Origin of the sequence: Streptomyces sp. NPDC086077 (genome assembly GCF_040686175.1) — a bacterium.
Lineage (GTDB): Bacteria > Actinomycetota > Actinomycetes > Streptomycetales > Streptomycetaceae > Streptomyces.
The window spans coordinates 1-18,399 of the sequence record NZ_JBFBJT010000143.1; the positions used below are offsets into that span (position 1 = coordinate 1).

The window sequence follows — 18,399 nt, forward strand, 5'->3', positions numbered from 1 at the left end:
TTTGGCACGCTGTTGAGTTCTCAAGGAACGGACGCTTCCTTTGTACTCACCCGAGAATCTCTCTCGCGGCTTTCCTCCGGGCGCTTCCCTTCGGTGTTTCCAAACTCTATCAGGGTTTTTCCGTCTCTCTGACCACCATTCTGCGGGCATGCAGAAGGAGACCCGAGTTAGGATCTGACAAGTTGGGTGCCGCTGGGCAACGACGCTTGTCCGCATCGCTCAGCCTCAAGCAGGAGTCCGACTGTACATGGGGCCGCGGAGCGCGTGCAAATCCATTACGCTGGTGGTCTAGACCTCTATTGGGAGGTCTCCGGCGAACCGGGACTTCCCATGACATACCCTGCTCAACAGTGGGCCGTCCGGGACAGGCTGTGACGGCTCATATATGAATCTCCGCCCCCTGGGAGGCTCCCATGACCACCGTTACGTCCCCGCTCGCCGGACGCGCCATCGGACTTGCCGCAGTGCCGGATCCGGTCTTCTCCGGGGCCATGGTCGGCCCGGGTACCGCCATCGACCCCGTGCGTGAGCCCTCCGAGGCCGTCTCGCCGGTGGACGGAGTCATCGTCTCCCTCCACCCGCACGCCTTCGTCGTCGTGGACGCCGAGGGACACGGCGTGCTCACCCACCTCGGCATCGACACCGTGCAGCTCAACGGTGAGGGTTTCGAGCTGCTCGTGAACAAGGGCGACACCGTGACCCGTGGTCAGGGCGTCGTGCGCTGGAACCCGAGCGCGGTCGAGGCCGCCGGCAAGTCGCCGGTTTGCCCGATCGTGGCGCTGGAGGCCACGGCCGAGGCTCTCTCCGAACTCCGCGATGACGGCGACGTCAAGGCGGGCGACGCTCTCTTCGCCTGGAAGTGACGTCAGCGCCGTCGTATGACGGCATGTAGGACAACCACCGCGGCGGCGGGGTCCGCCGCACTATCGGAGACGGGTGAGATGGAGACAACGCTGCGAGGCGTCGGCGTGAGCCACGGGGTGGCGATCGGCGAGGTTCGGCACATGGGAACGGCGGTGCTCGAACCGCCCGCCAAGCAGATCCCGGCCGAGGAGGCGGAGCGCGAACAGGGGCGCGCCCGGCAGGCCGTGGAGGCGGTGGCGGCCGACCTGATGGCACGCGGCAATCTGGCAGGCGGCGAGGCACAGGCCGTACTCGAGGCGCAGGCCATGATGGCCCAGGACCCGGAGCTGATCGCGGACGTGGACCGGCGGATCGCCGTCGGCAGCACCGCGGAGCGGGCGGTGTACGACGCCTTCGCCGCGTACCGGGATCTGCTCGCCGGTGCCGGTGAGTATCTCGCCGGGCGTGTGGCGGACCTGGATGACGTGCGGAACCGCATCGTCGCCCGTCTGCTCGGGGTGCCGATGCCGGGTGTGCCGGACAGCGACGAACCGTATGTACTGGTCGCGCGTGACCTCGCGCCCGCGGACACGGCGCTTCTGGACCCCACGCTCGTTCTCGGTTTCGTCACCGAGGAAGGCGGGCCGACCAGCCACAGCGCGATCCTGGCTCGGGCGCTCGGCGTACCGGCCGTGGTGGCGCTGCCGGGCGCGGGTGAGCTGGCCGAGGGCACGATGATCGCCGTGGACGGCAGCACCGGCGAGATCTTCGTGACCCCGAGCGACGAGAAGAAGGCCCGGCTGAGGGCTTCGGCCGCTGAGCGCAAGGCCGCGCTGGCGGCGTCGACCGGGCCCGGTGCCACCTCCGACGGTCACAAGGTGCCGCTACTCGCCAACATCGGCGGTCCCGCGGACATCGCGGCCGCGGTGGAGGCCGGCGCCGAGGGCGTCGGTCTGTTCCGCACCGAGTTCCTCTTCCTGGACGACAGCAAGCAGGCGCCGTCCGAGGAGAAGCAGGTCGAGGCCTATCGACAGGTTCTCGAGGCGTTCCCCGAGGGCAGGGTCGTCGTGCGCGTACTGGACGCCGGTGCCGACAAGCCGCTGGACTTCCTGACGCCGTCCGACGAGCCGAACCCGGCCCTGGGCGTGCGGGGCCTGCGGACGCTGCTCGATCACCCCGAGGTGCTGCGCACCCAGCTGACCGCGCTGGCGAAGGCGGCCGAGGGGCTGCCCGTCTACCTCGAGGTGATGGCCCCGATGGTGGCGGACCGCACGGACGCCAAGGCGTTCGCGGACGCGTGCCGGGAGGCCGGGTTGCGGGCCAAGTTCGGCGCGATGGTGGAGATTCCGTCGGCGGCGCTCCGGGCGCGCTCGATCCTGCAGGAGGTCGAGTTCCTGTCCCTGGGCACGAACGACCTGGCGCAGTACACGTTCGCCGCCGACCGTCAGGTGGGCGCGGTGTCCCGGCTTCAGGACCCGTGGCAGCCCGCGCTGCTGGACCTGGTCGCGCTGTCCGCCGAGTCGGCGAAGGCCGAGGGCAAGAGCTGTGGTGTCTGCGGTGAGGCCGCGTCCGATCCGCTGCTCGCGTGTGTACTGACCGGTCTGGGTGTCACCTCCCTCTCCATGGGTGCGGCGTCGCTTCCCTACGTCCGGGCGACCCTGGCGAAGTACACGCTGGCACAGTGCGAGCGGGCCGCGGCTGCTGCGCGTGCGGCCGACACCGCCGAGGAGGCGCGTAAGGCGGCTCAGGCGGTGCTGTCCGGCGAGTAGGCGAACCGGGCGGACGACGGTGGTCTTGTGCGGGGCGCTCCACCCGCTGGTGGGGCGCCCCTGCCGTGTCCGTGGGCATCCTCAGTGGCGGTGCTCCGCGGCCGGCCCCTCCTCTCCTTCCTCTCCCCTCTCTCCGGCTTCTTCGCCCCTCGCGTCCTCGCCCAGGTCCGGCGGGACGCCGTAGTCGACACCTGATTCGGGGGAGATCAGGTCGCCCGATTCCACGTCGGTGCAATAGGCGTCGAAGACCTCGCCGGCGGTCAGGGGTTCGAGGCCGCCTCCGCGCAGGCGCCAGCCGTAGATGCGGTCCGCACTGGCGGGGGCGGTGGTCCGCATGACCAGTCCCCCGGGGCTGCGGGTGGCGATGCCCAGAGCCAGGACAGTGGTGAATTCGAGCACTTCGGCCTGGTCGAGTCGTGGGGCGCCGTCGCTGTCCCGGTCCGCGTGCAGGGCGGCGACGAGGGTTTCCGGGGTGCCGGAGACGCTGCAGACAAGGTGCCGGCTGCCGGGCGGTGCCGTGTCGAGGATGCGGACGAGGAGTTTCGAGGCCCGGGTGAAGGCGGTGCGGCCGATGTCCTCTCCGCAGGTCGTGCAGGCGCCGACGCGGGCCAGGAGTGTCGAGGCGTACTCCCAGGTGGCTTGCCGTACCGCTTCGTCCACGAGGACCGGGAGGAGGTCGGCGAGCTTCTGGCCCTCGTACGGAACGGTGGGGCCGCTGGCCGCCAGTTCCGCGGTGAAGCGTGTGCGGCTCGACGGCAGGTCGGGGTCGAGGCCGCCGCCCTCGCAGAAGTCCGCGTACTCCTGGGGGTCGAAGAGGGCGACCGTGGTGTGGCCGCCCTGGGCGGCGCGCGTTTTCAGCAGGGCTTCCACCTGCTGCAAGTAGGTTTGGTGGTCGTCGAAGGTGAAGCTGCGGTAGCGCCGCATGGCCCGGAAGTCGTACTCGTCGGTGAGCAGGCCGATCGTGCCGGCGACTTCGCGGTGCAGGACGCGTCGCATGGTCGTGTGGTCGGTGTGCGCCATTGTTTCCCCCTGTGCGCGGTCGATCAATGCTCACTCACAGTAACCGGCCGCACTGACAACGCGAGTCGGCCAGGTCGGCAGCAGGGGGAAACCGCAGGTCACACCGGTATCGGCGAGCAGCGGCCTCGGACGTCAGCCTCGCTCGCGGGCGAGATCCTCGTAGAAGTGGAGCAGATCGAGGTTGTCGATGGAGCCGGGATTGACCGCCTTTTCCAGTGGGGTGCCCTGGAGGAGGCGCTTGACCGGGACCTCGATGCGCTTTCCGGTGAGAGTGTGCGGAACTCCGGGCACCTCGATGATCTCGTCGGGGATGTGGCGCGGTGAGAGCTGCTCACGGATGGTCTGTTTGATGCGGTGGAGGAGGGCCTCGTCGAGGACGGCTCCGGGCGCCAGATGCACGAAGAGAGGCATCCAGTAGCCGCCGTCGGGCTGTTCGATGCCGATGACGAGGGATTCCCTGATCTCGGGCAGGCGCTCCACTGCCTCGTAGATGTCGGCGGAGCCCATCCGCACGCCCTGCCGGTTGAGCGTGGAGTCGGAGCGGCCGTGGATGATCACGGAGCCCCGGGAGGTCACGGTGATCCAGTCGCCGTGGCGCCAGACGCCGGGGTAGGTGTCGAAGTAGCTGTCGCGGTAGCGGCTGCCGTCGGGGTCGTTCCAGAAGTGGATCGGCATGGACGGCATCGGGTTGGTGACCACGAGCTCGCCGACCTCGTCGGTGACGGGTTTGCCGCTCGGATCCCAGGACTGCAGGTCGGTGCCGAGTCCGGGGGCCTGGAGTTCGCCGATGTACACGGGCAGGGTCGGGACGGCTCCCGCGAAGCAGGAGCACACGTCCGTGCCGCCGCTGACGGAGGCGATCCACAGGTCGTCGCGCACCTCGTCGTGCAACCAGCGGAAACCGTCGGGTGGGAGCGGCGAGCCGGTGGTGGCCACGCACTGCACGCGCGAGAGGTCGTAGTCCCGGCCCGGGTGGATGTCCGCCTTGCGGCAGGCCATGACGTACGCGGCGGAGGTGCCGTAGAGCGTGGCTCTGGTGCGTTCCGCGATGAGCCACTGGGCGCCGGTGTCGGGGTATCCGGGGCTGCCGTCGTACAGGACGACCGTGGTGCCGGTCAGGAGGCCGGAGACGAGGAAATTCCACATCATCCAGCCGGTCGAGGTGTACCAGAAGAAGCGGTCCTCTGGGCCAAGGTCGCAGTGCAGGCCGAGCTGCTTGAGGTGTTCGACGAGGATGCCGCCCTGGGACTGGACGATGGCCTTGGGGAGGCCGGTCGTGCCGGAGGAGTACAGCACCCACAGAGGGTGACCGAACGGCACCTGCGCGAACTCGGGCTCCGTGTCCGCGTTTGTGAGGGTCGACCACTCCAGGGCGCCTTCGGGAGTTGCCGTGCCGAGGAGCGGGATATGGACCACCGCCCGCAGGGTGGGCAGTTCGCGGCGTAGCTCGGCCACGGTGTCGCGGCGGTCGTGTTCCTTGCCGCCGTAGCGGTAACCGTCGACGGTGAACAGGACCACGGGTTCCACTTGCTGGAACCGGTCGAGGACGCTGCGGGCGCCGAAGTCGGGGGCGCAGGACGTCCAGACGCCGCCCACGGCGGCGGTCGCGAGGAAGGCGACGACGGCCTCGGGGATGTTGGGGAGGTAGCCGCTGACCCGGTCCCCGGGGCGTACGCCGAGGGCGCGCAGTTCCGCGGCCAGGGAGCCGACCTGGCGGCGGAGTGCGGACCAGGTGACCGGGCGTGGTTCCTGGGTCTCGTCGACGCACAGGAGGGCCGGTTCGTCCGGGCGGGTCGCGGCCGCTCGCAGGGCGTGTTCCGCGTAGTTCAGGGTCGCCCCGGGGAACCACTGCGCGCCGGGCATCGACCGGTCGGCGAGCACGCGTGTGTAAGGCGTCGAGAACCGCACGTCGAACCATTCCGTGACGGCTTTCCAGAACGCCTCCAGCTCGTCGACGGACCAGCGGTGCAGCGCTGCGTAGCCGCCCTCGCGCGGGGCGCCGTGGTGCTCGGCCGCCCACCCCTGGAACTTGGTCATCTGCGCTTGGGCGATGCGTTCGGGATCGGGCTGCCAGAGCGGCTGGGGGTTCACGGTCGACATGGGCGGCTCCCGGACTGTGCGCGTCGTGTGCGTCGCCCGCGCACGTGCTGGGGTGTGCGCGTGACGCGGCTGACAGGGACGATGCCATGTGATCGACTTCTGCACCAGGGTGCCGCCCACATAGTCCGTGTCGTGAAGATGTGCTCGCAGCACGGGTGAACGGCAGTTGAACGACACACGCGAATACGCCGGTCAGTGGCAGGGTGAGCAGATGGACGGTCGTGACCTGGTGCATTCGGTGAAGGCGGTCGGTTTGGTGGGGGCGGCTCAGGGGTTGCGTACCGTACGTGCGGCGTGGCGCAGGCGCCGCGCGGACGCCGCCGGCCTGCCCGCGCGGGGGGGCCGAACGCGCGCGGGTGCCCGGGCAGGTGCAGGAGGCGACGCCCGGCCCTGGTGGTGGCGTTCTGCGATTCAGCCGCTCCGAGCTGCGGATCACCGTCACGGTGAACGGGGCTGTCTTCTGGGGCTGGGACGGTGCGGCACCCGAGCCGTCGTACGCGCTCGCGGGTCGCTGTCCGGAACCCGATCCCCGTGCGGCACTGGAGCCGGACATGGACGGCGGCTGGCGCGTCGTGGCGGAGCGGGTCACCGTCGCGGTGTCGCGGAACGGGGCCGTGGAGGTGCGCACCCCTGGTGGTGTGACGCTGCGCCGGGATCTGCCGCCGCGGTGGTGGGAGCCGGTCGGGGGCGGCCAGGCACGTTGGATGCAGCGTTCCGAGGTGTCCGCGGACGCGCGCTTCTTCGGGCTGGGCGGACGTTCCTCGGGTCCACGGCTGCGGGACGGCACCTACCGGCTGTGGAACACCGACCCGGGGCGCGCGTTCGCTCCTGGCGACGATCCGCTGTACGTCACGATGCCGGTGCAGCTGGTGGTGGCCGACTCGGGCACGCATCTGGTGTTCCACGACAGCTCGTGGGACGGCACGGCGACGCTGCGGGAGGGTGAGGAGGGGGCCGGTTCCGGGCACGACCGGCCGGGGACGTGCGAGATGCGCGTGGACGGCGGTCCGCTGCGGTGCTGGGTGATCGTGGGCACCCCCGCGCGCGTGCTGCTCGCCTGGGCCTCGCTCACCGGCACGCCCGCGCTGCCGCCGGCCTGGGCGCTCGGCCACCATCACGCGCGGTGGGGTTTCGGCAGTGCGCCCGAGGTGCGGCGGATCGTCGCGGGGTACCGGGAGCACGGGCTGCCGCTGGACGCGGTGCACCTGGACATCGACCACTACGACGCCCATCAGGTGTTCACCGTGGACCAGGAACGGTTCCCCGAGCTGCCGGCGCTCGCCGAGGAGCTGCGGCGGGAGGGGATCCGGCTGGTGTCGATCGTCGACCCGGCGGTGAAGGCCGAGCCGGGCAACGAGGTCTACGACAGCGGGACAGTCCATGACGTCTTCGTGCGGGACGCGTCGGGCCAGCCGGTGCGGGGTGTGATGTGGCCCGGGGAGGTGGTGTATCCGGACTTCACTCACGCGCGCGTGCGCAAGTGGTGGGGCGGCCTGTACGAGGAGCGGCTGGCGCAGGGGTTCTCGGGGTTCTGGCACGACATGAACGAGCCGACATCGTTCGCCGCGTTCGGGGAGCCGACGCTGCCGCGTTCGGCGCGGCACGACTTGGAGGGGCGGGGCGGCGACCATCGCGAGGCGCACAACGTGTACGCCCTGTGCATGGCCAGGGCGGCCTACGAGGGGCTGCGGGAGCTGGTGCCGCGGGAGCGGCCGTTCTTGTTCTCACGGTCCGGCTGGGTCGGCGTGCAACGCTACGGGGGCACCTGGTCCGGCGACGTCGCCACCGGCTGGCCGGGGCTGCGGGCATCGCTGTCGCTGGTGATGGGGCTTGGGTTGTGCGGGGTGCCCTACTCGGGGCCGGACGTGGGTGGCTTCGACGGGAGTCCGTCGCCGGAGCTGTTTCTGCGCTGGTTCCAGCTCGGCGCGTATCTGCCGCTGTTCCGCACGCACGCCGGCCTGCGGGCAGGGCGCAGGGAGCCGTGGGAGTTCGGTACCGAGGTGCTGGAGCACGCGCGCGTGGCGCTGGTCGAACGCCGGCGGCTGCTGCCGTACTTCCTGATGCTGGCGCATCTGGCCCGCCGCACCGGTGCGCCCTATGTGCGGCCGCCGTGGTGGAGTTCGCCCGAGGACCGGGCACTGCGTGACTGTGAGGACGCCTTCCTGCTCGGCGACTGTCTCCTGGTGGCGCCCGTGCTCGACCCGGGCGCGGACCGGCGTGCGGTCCAGCTGCCTCGGGGCCGCTGGTACGACACGGCCACGGAGCAGGCCTACGAGGGCCCTGCGCAGGTTCTCGTCGACGCCCCGCTGTCGCGGATACCGGTGCTCGCGCGCGCGGGTGCCGTGATTCCCACGCGCGGGACGGACGGCGGGCTGGAGCTGGAGGTGTGGGCTCCCGCACGGGGGCGGACCGGGTCTGGGCTGGTGGTGCCGGATGCCGGGGACGGGTGGGAGGAACCCGGGATCGAGCGCTATCACGCGCGTTGGGAGGGCACGCGGGTGGTCGTCGAGCGCGAGGGGAGGGGCGGCGTGGAGCCGCCCCACCCGGTGCGGGTACGCGGGCTCGGCGAGCGCTGACTCAGACGTACCGGCCCTCGAACCAGGCCTTCACGGCGAGGGTGTGCAGCGGGAAGGCGAGTTCCTCGGGCCTGCGCAGGAGGTGCCAGCCCTCCGTCTCGTCCGTGGCGGTGGGCTCGGGCAGGCGGTCGGCGGGCCGTTCCGGCAGGGCGCCGAACAGCAGCAGATGACCGTCGGGAGCGCTCATCGCGTCGATGAGCCGGACGTCGCGGCTCGCCGCCTCGATACCGGTCTCCTCCCTGAGCTCACGGACCAGTGCCTGCCGCCAGTCCTCACGGTCGTCGATGTAACCGCCGGGCAGGGCGATGCCCCCGCGCGCGGGGGCGACGGTTCGGGTGATGACGACCAGAGCGGCACCCCGGGTGTCGTACACCGGCTGAAGCGCGACCGCGACCGGCAGTGGATTGCGGTAGGCGACGGTGCCGCAGGCCGGGCAGGTGCGGGGCCAGCCGGAGACGCCCTCTCCGTAGGGCGATCCGCAGCTCGAACAATGGGAGTTCGGCGCGGAGTTGGGGGCGGAGTGCTGAGTTTCGGACACGCGCGGACTGTAGCCGATCTTGCCGGAAGCGTCTCGGGGTGGGTCGCCGAAATGTCACGGGGGCAGGGCTTCGCTGGTCGGCCGGTCGCGCCCTTACCGCTTCTCCGGATCCGGTGGCACACTTCTGACGACTCGTCAGTTTCCGGTGTAGGGAGGGACCTTGTCGCGTACACGAACGCCCGTGGTCGATGATTGGTTCACCGGAGACGGGGACGGCTTCCGCTTGCTGGGCACGCGCTGTTCGGCCTGCGCGGCGGTCTTCTTCCCTCGCGAGGACGTCCACTGCCGCAACCCTGGGTGCGACGGTGGTGATCTGGAGGAACTGCCACTGTCGCGGCGCGGGCGCATCTGGTCGTACACGGACAGCCGGTACCGGCCTCCGTCACCCTACGTGACCGATCCGGAACTTCCATGGGAGCCGTACGCGTTGATCGCTGTGGAGCTGGAGTCCGAGCGGATGGTGGTGCTGGGGCAGGCGGCTCCCGGAGTCACTGCCGCCGACCTGACGGTGGGCACGGAGGTGGAGGTCGTCCCCGGCGTGCTGCACGAGGACGCGGAGACGACCTGGACGACGTGGCACTGGCGGCCGACGGGGGTGGCGGTATGACGGCGGATGTGGCCGTGCTGGGGGTCGGTATGCACCCATGGGGCAAATGGGGGCGGGGTTTCGTCGAGTACGGCGTGGCGGCGGCACGCGCGGCACTCGCCGAAGCGGGGCTGGACTGGCGGCAGGTGGGCTCGATCGTCGGTGCGGACACCGTGCGCGGCGGCTACCCCGGGTATGTGGCCGGGGCGACCTTCGCCAAGGCCCTGGGCTGGCAGGGCGCGCGGGTCACCAGCGTGTACGCGGCGTGCGCTTCAGGGGCGCAGGCCATCAGCGCCGCGCGGGCGCAGATCCTCTCGGGCCTCGCCGACGTGGTCCTCGTGGTGGGCGCGGACGCCGCGCCCAAGGGCTTCTTCCGGCCGGCGGGAGGTGACCGGCCGGACGATCCGGACTGGCTGCGGTTCCGGGTGCTCGGGGCGACGAATCCGACGTACTTCGGGCTGTACGCGCGGCGGCGCATGGCTGTCCATGGTGACACCCTGGAGGACTTCGCCCAGGTCAAGGTGAAGAACGCGGCGTTCGGCGCGCGGAACGCGAACGCGCGCTACCGCAAGCGGGTCACCGCGCGGGAGGTCGCCGCCTCGCCGGTGGTCGCCGACCCACTGCGGCTGCTCGACATCTGCGCGACCTCGGACGGAGGAGCGGCCCTGGTGATGTCCAGCATGGAGTTCGCGCGCCGCCACGGGGCGGCGGAGCCGGTACGGATCCGGGCGGTTTCCACGGTGACACCGCGCTACCCCAGTACCGTCCTGGATCTGCCGGACATCGCGACGGACTCCGCGGTTGCGGCCACGCCCGCCGACGAGACGTTCCGGGCCTCGATAGCCCGCGCTGCCTACGAGGAGGCGGGCATCGGGCCGGGGGACCTTTCCCTCGCCGAGGTGTACGACCTGTCCACGGCGCTGGAGTTGCAGTGGTACGAGGACCTCGGGCTGTGTGGAGAGGGCGAGGGCGCCAAACTGCTGCGGGACGGTGGGACGGCGCCGGGCGGGCGCATACCGGTGAACACGAGCGGTGGGCTGGCGTCGTTCGGGGAGGCGGTCCCGGCGCAGGCGATCGCCCAGGTCTGCGAGGTGGCGTGGCAGTTGCGGGGGCAGGCCGGTGACCGGCAGGTGGCCGGGGCACGGGTGGGGATCACCGCGAACCAGGGGCTGTTCGGGCACGGGTCGGCGGTGATCGCGGTGCGGTGAGTTGCGAGGCGTTCCGCTGGCGTGCGACTGCCCCGACGTACGCGCGCGGGAAGAAGCCTCACGTGGTGACGCCTCACGCGGACTCGGAGCCACCGGCGTACCCAAGGTGATGCCTCCTCACGCGGTTCTCGTGGACTCCGTCGGCACGCTGTGTGATCACCCTGATCCTGCGTGAACGTCTCATGAACTGGGCCTCAGCGCTCACCGAGGGCGCCATCATGCTCCCGTGCGCTCCTGGTCGGATACTCTCCGCTTCGCTTTCCAGCCGGTGGTCAACCTGTCGACCGGCGGGGTCGCGGCGCTGGAGATCCTGGCCCGCCCGGAGGCCGAAGACATCCTGGCCGAGGCGCGTCGGGATCCCGAACTCGACGGTCGGCTGGCCGTCTTGGCGGTCCGGGCGGCGGTTCGCAAGGAGTCGCTGCTGCCGTTGCACGTCAATGTGTTCGCCGGGACGCTCGCGGACCTCGGTGGGCTCACCTCGCTGCATGCCGCCGTGTGCGGGGCGGGGCGCATGCCGTGGGAGGTGACGATCGACGTCTGCCCGCCGTACACGCACGTGCCCCAGCAGGCGCTGCTGGAGGCGGTGACCGCGCTGCGGGAGCAGGGGTTCCGGATCAGCGCCGACGGCGTAGGGGACGGAGACGTGCCCCTGCGGCTCCTCACGGACCTCGGGCCGGACCTGATGAAGCTCGACGCGTCGCTGCTCGCCCGGCCCGCCGCGGTGCGGGCGATGCGGACGCTCTGCGACGAGCTGAGGGCACTGCTGTGCGTCGAGGGCGTCGAGACCGAACGGCAGTTCGCGGCAGCGTTGTCAGCCGGGGCGCAGCTGGCGCATGGGGCGCTGTTCGCGCCCCCTGCCAGGCTGCCGGCGGCGGACGTATACGTTCCGCGCCGCTCCCCCGAGGTCGAGGCGCCGTCGCCGTCGGGGCCGCCGGTGCGGGAGTTCGTGCGGCCGGCCGCGCTCCTGCCCGCCAACGCGTCCGCCACTCAGGTGCGTGCGCTGCTGACCGGGTCGCCGGCTGTGTCCGGGCCTCGGGGAGCACGCGCATAGGGCACATCGGCGGGGACGACTTCCTGGTGCTCGCCGATCCGGAGGGGCTCGATCCGCTCGCCACCTCGGTCCTGGACGTGCCCTGGGAGGCGGGTGGGCGGCCGGTGACGCTGTCCCTGGCCACCGTTCTGTGCCCGCCCGGGAGCGTCACGGATCGCCGAGACGCGGCGGCCTCGCTGGCGCCCCTGAAGAAGGCCGCGAAGGCGCTCACGGGGGTGAGCTGGGTGCTCGGTCAGGCGGGTCTGCCCGGGCACGAGACCCTGCGTGGTGGGGACCCGACGCCGAGCGAGACCGGGTGTGCCGTGGGCGAGCCCGGCAGAGCCCGAGAGGGTCCCTGTGGCCTGCGTGGGTGCGGCCAGGCCGTCTCGATGCCGTGTACGTGCGTTCGTAACGCGTCCGGCGGCCGGGGCGTGGTCTCGCGCGCCGGAGCGGGGAGATGTCAGGAACGGGTGCTGTCAGCGACCTTGACGCCCCTTGAGCGCCGGTGAACACTTCGGGTTGGCAGCCGACATCGCCGTACATTCTCGGCGCATTCCGGCACTGCGCCGTACGGGCTCGTGGGCCGAGGCCCAGTCCCCTGGCCGGGTCGGCTGCGACGGCACTCGTCACGGGCGCCGACGGGGCGCGGGACCTGTCCGGCTCCGCCTGATCGGCACGGGAGCAACGCGAAGCACCCTGCACGGAGGATCGGGCCGAGTGCCCGTCCACGGGCCTAGGAGCCGCCATGCACAGCGGAGACGTCTCCGTCGGCGAGGTCGCCGGAACCACGATCCTGATCCTCTTCGGCGCCGGCGCGCATCCGTCCGTAACTCTGGGCACCCACCCGAACACTCAGTCGATCGCCGTCCGGCCGATCCGGAACAGGGGCACCTCCGACCGGGGCCACGCGTGGATTCCGGTCGTTGGGCCACTCGTCGGAGTAGCGCTCGCCGGCCTCATCCACGCCTCAGCTCTCTGAACCGAGCCCAAGGGGAAGCCATGACGAACAACGCCGAGAAGTACGTGGCCGCGATCGACCAGGGCACGACATCGAGCCGCTGCATCATCTTCGACGGGAACGGCGCGGTCGTCGCTGTTGATCAGCGTGAGCATCGGCAGATCTTCCCCAAGCCGGGCTGGGTCGAGCACGACGCGACCGAGATCTGGTCGAAGGTGCAGGCGGTGGTCGCCGGGGCGATCGCCCAGGCCGGGCTACGGGCTGATCAGCTCAGTGCGCTCGGCATCACCAACCAGCGCGAGACCACGGTGCTCTGGGACCGCGCCACGGGGAAGCCCGTGCACAACGCCATCGTCTGGCAGGACACACGCACCGCTGCGCTCTGCAACCAACTGGGCGGCCCGCACGGCCAGGACCGGTTCCGCGAGCAGACAGGGCTGCCGCTGGCCAGCTATTTCTCCGGGCCCAAAGTGTCCTGGCTGCTGGACAACGTGCCCGGCCTCAGGACCCGCGCGGAGCAGGGTGAGATCGCCTTCGGCACGATGGACTCCTGGCTGATCTGGAACCTCACGGGCGGCACCGACGGCGGCCGCCACGTCACCGACGTCACCAACGCCGGGCGCACCATGCTGATGAACCTGGAGACCCTCCAATGGGACCCCTCCATCCTCTCGGCGATGAATGTGCCCGAGTCCGTGCTGCCCCAGATCAGGTCCTCGGCCGAGGTGTACGGGACGGCCGGGGGCCAGCTCTCGGGAGTACCGGTGGCGTCGGCGCTGGGCGACCAGCAGGCAGCCGTGTTCGGGCAGGCGTGCTACGACGTCGGGTCGGCGAAGAACACGTACGGCACGGGCAGCTTCCTGCTGCTCAACACCGGGAGCCGGCCGGTGCCGTCCAAGAACGGGCTGCTGACGACGATGGGCTACAAGATCGGCAGCGAGGCTCCGGTGTACTGCCTGGAAGGGTCCATCGCGATAACGGGCGCGCTCGTGCAGTGGTTCCGCGATCAGCTCGGTGTCATCCGTACCGCCGACGAGATCGAGACACTGGCGGCGAGTGTCGACGACAACGGCGGCGCGTACATCGTGCCGGCCTTCTCGGGCCTGTTCGCGCCGCACTGGCGCTCCGACGCCCGCGGGGTCGTCGCCGGGCTGACCCGCTACGTCACAAAGGCGCATCTCGCGCGTGCCGTACTGGAGGCGACGAGCTGGCAGACGCGTGAGGTCGTCGACGCCATGTACCAGGACTCGGGTGTGCACATCAGCACGCTGAAGGTGGACGGCGGCATGACGAAGAACAACCTCCTGATGCAGCACCAGGCGGACGTCCTCGACGTGCCCGTGATCCGCCCCAAGGTGTCCGAGACGACCGCCCTGGGTGCCGCCTACGCGGCCGGGCTCGCCACCGGCGTGTGGAACGACCTCGACGAGCTGAAGACCCACTGGCAGAGGGACGCGGAGTGGACGCCGGCCATGGATGCCTCCGAGCGGGACCGGGAGTACCGCAACTGGCGCAGGGCGGTGGAGAAGACCCTCGGCTGGGTGGAGGACGGCGACAGTTAGGCACACGCGCGTGCTGCTCGCGTACTGCGGCCCGTACCCCAGTCGGCGGGGGTACGGGCCGTTCCCGTCCGTCAGGTCGTCACGGCCTGGCGGCGGTCCGCCGCCTGCGCCATGGCGTGCTGGACGACACCTATGAGGACCTCCTTGACCGACTCCCGCTCACGCGCGTCGCACAGCAGCAGGGGTACGCCCGCGTCCAGGTCGAGGGCCTGGCGTACCTCCTGTGCGGGGTAACGGGCCGCGTCATCGAAGCAGTTGACGCCGACGACGAACGGTATGGAGCGCCGCTCGAAGTAGTCGACGGCGGCGAAGCAGTCCTCCAGACGGCGGGTGTCGGCGAGTACGACGGCGCCAAGGGCCCCTTCGGTGAGCTCGTCCCACATGAACCAGAACCGCTCCTGGCCGGGTGTGCCGAAGAGGTACAGCACGAGATCCTCACGCAGCGTGATGCGGCCGAAGTCCATGGCCACCGTCGTGGTGTGCTTGCCTTCCACGCCACTGATGTCGTCGACCGGACGGCCGGCTTCGGTGAGCAGTTCCTCTGTGCGCAGCGGCCTGATCTCGCTGACCGCGCCGACGAGGGTCGTCTTGCCCACCCCGAAGCCGCCGGCCACCAGGATCTTGAGCGTGACGGGCTCGATCGGGGGCTTGCCGCGCTCAGATCGCCCGAAGATCATCGATCTCTTCTCCTGCTTGATGGGGGTCGGAGGGCGGTGGGCCGTAGCCTCCGCCGCCAGGGGTTTCGATGACGAGTACGTCGCCGGGGCCGACGTCCGTCGTGTCGCTTCCGCCCAGTGCGGTGATCGTTCCGTCCGCACGCTCGACTCGGTTGGCGCCCAGGGCCCCGGGCTCGCCTCCCGCCATGCCGTACGGGGGAACCCTGCGGTGCTGGGAGAGCGTGGAGACGGTCATCGGCTCCCGGAACCGGATGCGGCGGACCGCTCCGTCCCCGCCACGCCACCGCCCCGCGCCGCCGCTGCCGAGACGGACCGAGAACTCCTCCAACTCGACGGGCAGACGCCACTCCAAAACTTCGGGGTCGGTGAGGCGGGAGTTGGTCATATGGGTCTGGACGACGCTCGCGCCGGGGAAGCCGTCGCCCGCTCCGGAGCCGGAAGCGACGGTCTCGTAGTACTGGTGGCGTTCGTTGCCGAAGGTGACGTTGTTCATCGTTCCGGAGCCCTCCGCCTGCACACCGAGCGCGGCGTAGAGAGCGCCGGTGATGGCCTGGGAGGTCTCCACGTTGCCGGCGACCACCGCGGCGGGCGGCTCGGGCGAGAGCATCGAGCCGGACGGCACGATGATGTGGATCGGGCGCAGGCAGCCGTCGTTCAGGGGGATGTCGTCGGCGACCAGGGTGCGGAACACGTACAGGACGGCCGCGTTGACCACCGAGTAGGGGGCGTTGAAGTTGCCGGCCAACTGTGGTGACGTGCCGGTGAAGTCGACCGTGGCGGAGCGGTCTTCGTGGTCCACGCGCACGCGTACGCGAATGACGGCGCCCGAGTCGGTCTCGTAGGCGTACTCGCCGTCGTCGAGGGCCTCGATGACGCGGCGCACCGCTTGTTCGGCGTTGTCCTGGACGTGCCGCATGTACGCCTGCACGACGTCGAGGCCGAAGTCCTCGATCATGCGGGTGACTTCCTCGACACCCTTCCGGTTGGCGGCGATCTGGGCGCGCAGGTCGGCCAGGTTGGTTCCGGGGTTGCGCGAGGGGTGGGGCGCCCCGCCGAGCAGGCGGCGGGTCTCCTCCTCGCGGAAGCGGCCGTTCTCGGCGAGCAGCCAGTTGTCGAAGAGGACGCCTTCCTCCTCGATGGTGCTGCTGTCCGCGGGCATGGAACCCGGGGCGATGCCGCCGATCTCCGCGTGATGGCCGCGGGAGGCGACGTAGAAGAGGATCCGGCCACCCTCCGTGTCCGCCGTGCCGTCGGTGTCGAAGACCGGGGTGATCACGGTGACGTCCGGGAGGTGGGTGCCGCCGTGGTAGGGGTCGTTGACGGCGTACGTGTCCCCCGGCCGCATCCGGGTGTTCCGCCGCCGGATGACCTCCTGGACGCTGGTGCCCATCGAGCCCAGGTGGACGGGGATGTGCGGGGCGTTGGCCACCAGATTTCCGTCCGGGTCGAACAGGGCGCAGGAGAAGTCCAGGCGTTCCTTGATGTTGACGGACTGGGCTGTGGATTCGAGCCTGGCGCCCATCTGCTCGGCGATGGACATGAAGAGGTTGTTGAAGACCTCGAGAAGAACCGGGTCGGCTTTCGTGTCCACTTCGGAACTCTGCGTGATCGCCGCGCGTTCCATGACCAGATGCCCGTCGTCGGTCGCAGCGGCCCGCCAGCCGTCGTCCACGACGGTCGTCGCACCGGCCTCCGTGATGATCGCGGGTCCGGTGACCGTGTCGCCCGGGGGCAGTTCCTCACGGCGGTGGAGGGGTACGTCGCGCCAGGTGCCGCCGCTGTAAAGGCGGACGGTGTGCGAGGCGGCGGGGCGGCCCGTGGGGACGGCCTGGTAGGGGGCCAGAGCGGAGAGATCGGGGGGTTCGGTGATGCCGGTGGCTTCCACGGAGAGGGCTTCGACGACGACCGGGCGGTCGAGGGTGAAGGAGTACGTGGCGCGATGACGTTCCTCGAAGGCGTGCTTCATGGCGCCGGGCTCTGCGAGCTCGACGGTGAGGGTCGTGTCGGTGCCGTCGTAGCGGAGCTGGGCGCGGCGGGTGACCTCGATGCGGTCCTCGGGGATGTCCTCGGCGAGGAGTTCGGCACGGGCCGCGGCCTCCAGGCCGTCCGCCGTCTCGATGACGCCGGGCATGGAGGAGGCTTCCAGAGGTGCTTCGACGGACTGTTCCCGCATGGCGGTGGTGTCGGCGAGACCGATGCCGAGCGCGGAAAGGACACCGGCCATGGGCGGTACGAGGACAGTGCGGATGCCGAGCAGGTCGGCCACCCTGCACGCGTGCTGCCCGCCCGCACCGCCGAAGGTGGTCAGGGCGTAGCGGGTGACGTCGTGGCCCTTCTGGACGGAGATCCGCTTGACGGCGTTGGCGATGTTGGCGACGGCGATGTGCAGGTAACCCTCGGCGACCTGTTCGGGTGTGCGGTCGTCGCCGGTCCGCTCGCGGATCTCGTGCGCGAGACCGTCGAAGCGGTCACGGACGAGGGACGCGTCAAGGGGCTGGTCGCCGTCGGGACCGAACACCTGGGGGAAGTGGTCGGGTGGAATGCGGCCGAGCATGACGTTGGCGTCGGTGACGGTGAGGGGGCCGCCCGCGCGGTAGCAGGCGGGGCCCGGGTCCGCGCCCGCCGAGTCCGGACCTACGCGGTAGCGGGAACCGTCGAAGTGGAGGATCGAGCCGCCGCCGGCCGCGACGGTGTGGATGTCCAGCATGGGCGCACGCAGCCGGACACCGGCGATCTGTGTGGTGAAGACCCGTTCGTAGGCGCCGGCGAAGTGGGACACGTCGGTGGACGTGCCACCCATGTCGAAGCCGATGACACGGTCGAAGCCGGCCAGTCGCGACATGCGGGCCATGCCGACGATGCCGCCGGCCGGCCCGGACAGGATCGCGTCCTTGCCGCGGAACTGCCCGGCCTCGGCGAGCCCTCCGTTGGACTGCATGAACATCAGCCGCACGCCTTCGAGCTCGTCGGCGACATGCCGCACGTAGCGGCGCAGCACCGGCGACAGGTAGGCGTCGACGACGGCGGTGTCCCCGCGCGGGACGAGTTTCATCAGGGGGCTGACCTCGCTGGACAGCGAGATCTGCTGGAAGCCGATGCGGGCGGCCAGGTCCCCTACAGCCTGCTCGTGGGCGGGGTGCAGGTGGCTGTGCATGCAGACCACGGCGACGGCGCGGATGCCGTCGTCGTATGCCTGGCGGAGGGGCCCGGCGAGGGCGTCCAGGTCGGGCGCGGAGCGGACGGTGCCGTCGGGGGCGATGCGCTCGTCGACCTCGACGACCCGCTCGTGGAGCAGCTCGGGGAGGTCGATGCGGCGGGCGAAGATCAGGGGGCGGTTCTGGTAGGCGATGCGCAGGGCGTCGCGGAAGCCGCGCGTGATGACGAGCAGGGTGCGTTCACCCTTGCGTTCCAGCAGCGCGTTGGTGGCGACCGTGGTGCCCATGCGTACCGCTTCGACGGGGTCGCCGGAGCCGGAGAGGAGTTCGCGTATGCCCGCGACGGCCGCGTCGGAGTAGCGTGCCGGATTGTCGGA

10 protein-coding genes and 3 pseudogenes are annotated in these 18,399 nt (G+C 70.7%); 8 read left to right on the plus strand and 5 right to left on the minus strand.

Annotation, left to right across the window (positions count from 1 at the left end; all coding sequences use genetic code 11):
• Nucleotides 1-413: 413 nt before the first annotated feature.
• On the plus strand, nt 414-863 hold the full coding sequence (locus tag AB0O67_RS30070) for a PTS glucose transporter subunit IIA (RefSeq protein ID WP_365456735.1): 450 nt from the start codon (nt 414-416) through the stop codon (nt 861-863).
• Nucleotides 864-941: 78 nt separating this feature from the next.
• The gene (gene ptsP, locus AB0O67_RS30075; protein WP_365456738.1) at nt 942-2,612 is read left to right on the plus strand and encodes a phosphoenolpyruvate--protein phosphotransferase; all 1,671 of its coding nucleotides are present in this window, start codon (nt 942-944) and stop codon (nt 2,610-2,612) included.
• An 81-nt stretch (nt 2,613-2,693) separates the two neighbouring features.
• Here the strand turns inward: ptsP and AB0O67_RS30080 are convergent, their stop codons facing one another.
• A complete protein-coding gene (locus AB0O67_RS30080) occupies nt 2,694-3,632 on the minus strand; it encodes a hypothetical protein (RefSeq protein ID WP_365456741.1) in 939 nt (312 codons plus the stop codon).
• 132 nt (nt 3,633-3,764) lie between these two features.
• Nucleotides 3,765-5,732, minus strand: a complete 1,968-nt coding sequence (locus AB0O67_RS30085) for an acetoacetate--CoA ligase (RefSeq protein WP_365456744.1) — start codon at nt 5,730-5,732, stop codon at nt 3,765-3,767.
• Nucleotides 5,733-5,943: 211 nt separating this feature from the next.
• Between AB0O67_RS30085 and AB0O67_RS30090 the strand changes: the two are divergent.
• Nucleotides 5,944-8,308 (plus strand): annotated as a pseudogene (locus tag AB0O67_RS30090) (TIM-barrel domain-containing protein).
• 1 nt (nt 8,309) lies between these two features.
• On the opposite strand, the gene AB0O67_RS30095 reads toward AB0O67_RS30090, so the two are convergent.
• Nucleotides 8,310-8,846, minus strand: coding sequence for an NUDIX domain-containing protein (locus AB0O67_RS30095; protein WP_365456747.1), 537 nt, complete (start codon nt 8,844-8,846; stop codon nt 8,310-8,312).
• A 181-nt stretch (nt 8,847-9,027) separates the two neighbouring features.
• On the opposite strand from AB0O67_RS30095, the gene AB0O67_RS30100 reads away from it, so the two are divergent.
• The 5 genes and pseudogenes from AB0O67_RS30100 (at nt 9,028) to glpK (ending at nt 14,190) form a co-directional block, all read left to right on the plus strand.
• A complete protein-coding gene (locus AB0O67_RS30100; protein ID WP_365456750.1) occupies nt 9,028-9,453 on the plus strand; it encodes a zinc ribbon domain-containing protein in 426 nt (141 codons plus the stop codon).
• Complete coding sequence (locus tag AB0O67_RS30105; protein WP_365456753.1) at nt 9,450-10,640, plus strand: lipid-transfer protein; 1,191 nt, start codon at nt 9,450-9,452, stop codon at nt 10,638-10,640. The genes AB0O67_RS30100 and AB0O67_RS30105 overlap by 4 nt, the downstream gene beginning before the upstream one ends.
• 226 nt (nt 10,641-10,866) lie before the next feature.
• A pseudogene (locus AB0O67_RS30110) lies at nt 10,867-11,987 on the plus strand (EAL domain-containing protein); the annotation flags it as partial.
• 554 nt (nt 11,988-12,541) lie between these two features.
• Nucleotides 12,542-12,649, plus strand: a pseudogene (locus AB0O67_RS30115) (aquaporin family protein); the annotation flags it as partial.
• 20 nt (nt 12,650-12,669) lie between these two features.
• Nucleotides 12,670-14,190, plus strand: coding sequence for a glycerol kinase GlpK (gene glpK, locus AB0O67_RS30120; protein WP_365456756.1), 1,521 nt, complete (start codon nt 12,670-12,672; stop codon nt 14,188-14,190).
• A gap of 71 nt (nt 14,191-14,261) precedes the next feature.
• Here glpK and AB0O67_RS30125 read toward each other — a convergent pair whose 3' ends face one another.
• The gene (locus AB0O67_RS30125; protein WP_365456759.1) at nt 14,262-14,867 is read right to left on the minus strand and encodes an ATP/GTP-binding protein; all 606 of its coding nucleotides are present in this window, start codon (nt 14,865-14,867) and stop codon (nt 14,262-14,264) included.
• A partial coding sequence (locus AB0O67_RS30130; RefSeq protein WP_365456762.1) for a hydantoinase B/oxoprolinase family protein occupies nt 14,848-18,399 on the minus strand: 3,552 nt, incomplete at its 5' end. The genes AB0O67_RS30125 and AB0O67_RS30130, both read right to left, overlap by 20 nt.

Excerpts from the sequence above, each read along its gene's own strand:
- AB0O67_RS30070 (WP_365456735.1), top strand. The coding sequence starts at position 414 with ATGACCACCGTTACGTCCCCGCTCGCCGGACGCGCCATCGGACTTGCC.
- AB0O67_RS30125 (WP_365456759.1), bottom strand. The coding sequence starts at position 14,867 with ATGATCTTCGGGCGATCTGAGCGCGGCAAGCCCCCGATCGAGCCCGTC.
- glpK (WP_365456756.1), top strand. The coding sequence starts at position 12,670 with ATGACGAACAACGCCGAGAAGTACGTGGCCGCGATCGACCAGGGCACG.
- ptsP (WP_365456738.1), top strand. The coding sequence starts at position 942 with ATGGAGACAACGCTGCGAGGCGTCGGCGTGAGCCACGGGGTGGCGATC.
- AB0O67_RS30085 (WP_365456744.1), bottom strand. The coding sequence starts at position 5,732 with ATGTCGACCGTGAACCCCCAGCCGCTCTGGCAGCCCGATCCCGAACGC.
- AB0O67_RS30080 (WP_365456741.1), bottom strand. The coding sequence starts at position 3,632 with ATGGCGCACACCGACCACACGACCATGCGACGCGTCCTGCACCGCGAA.
- AB0O67_RS30105 (WP_365456753.1), top strand. The coding sequence starts at position 9,450 with ATGACGGCGGATGTGGCCGTGCTGGGGGTCGGTATGCACCCATGGGGC.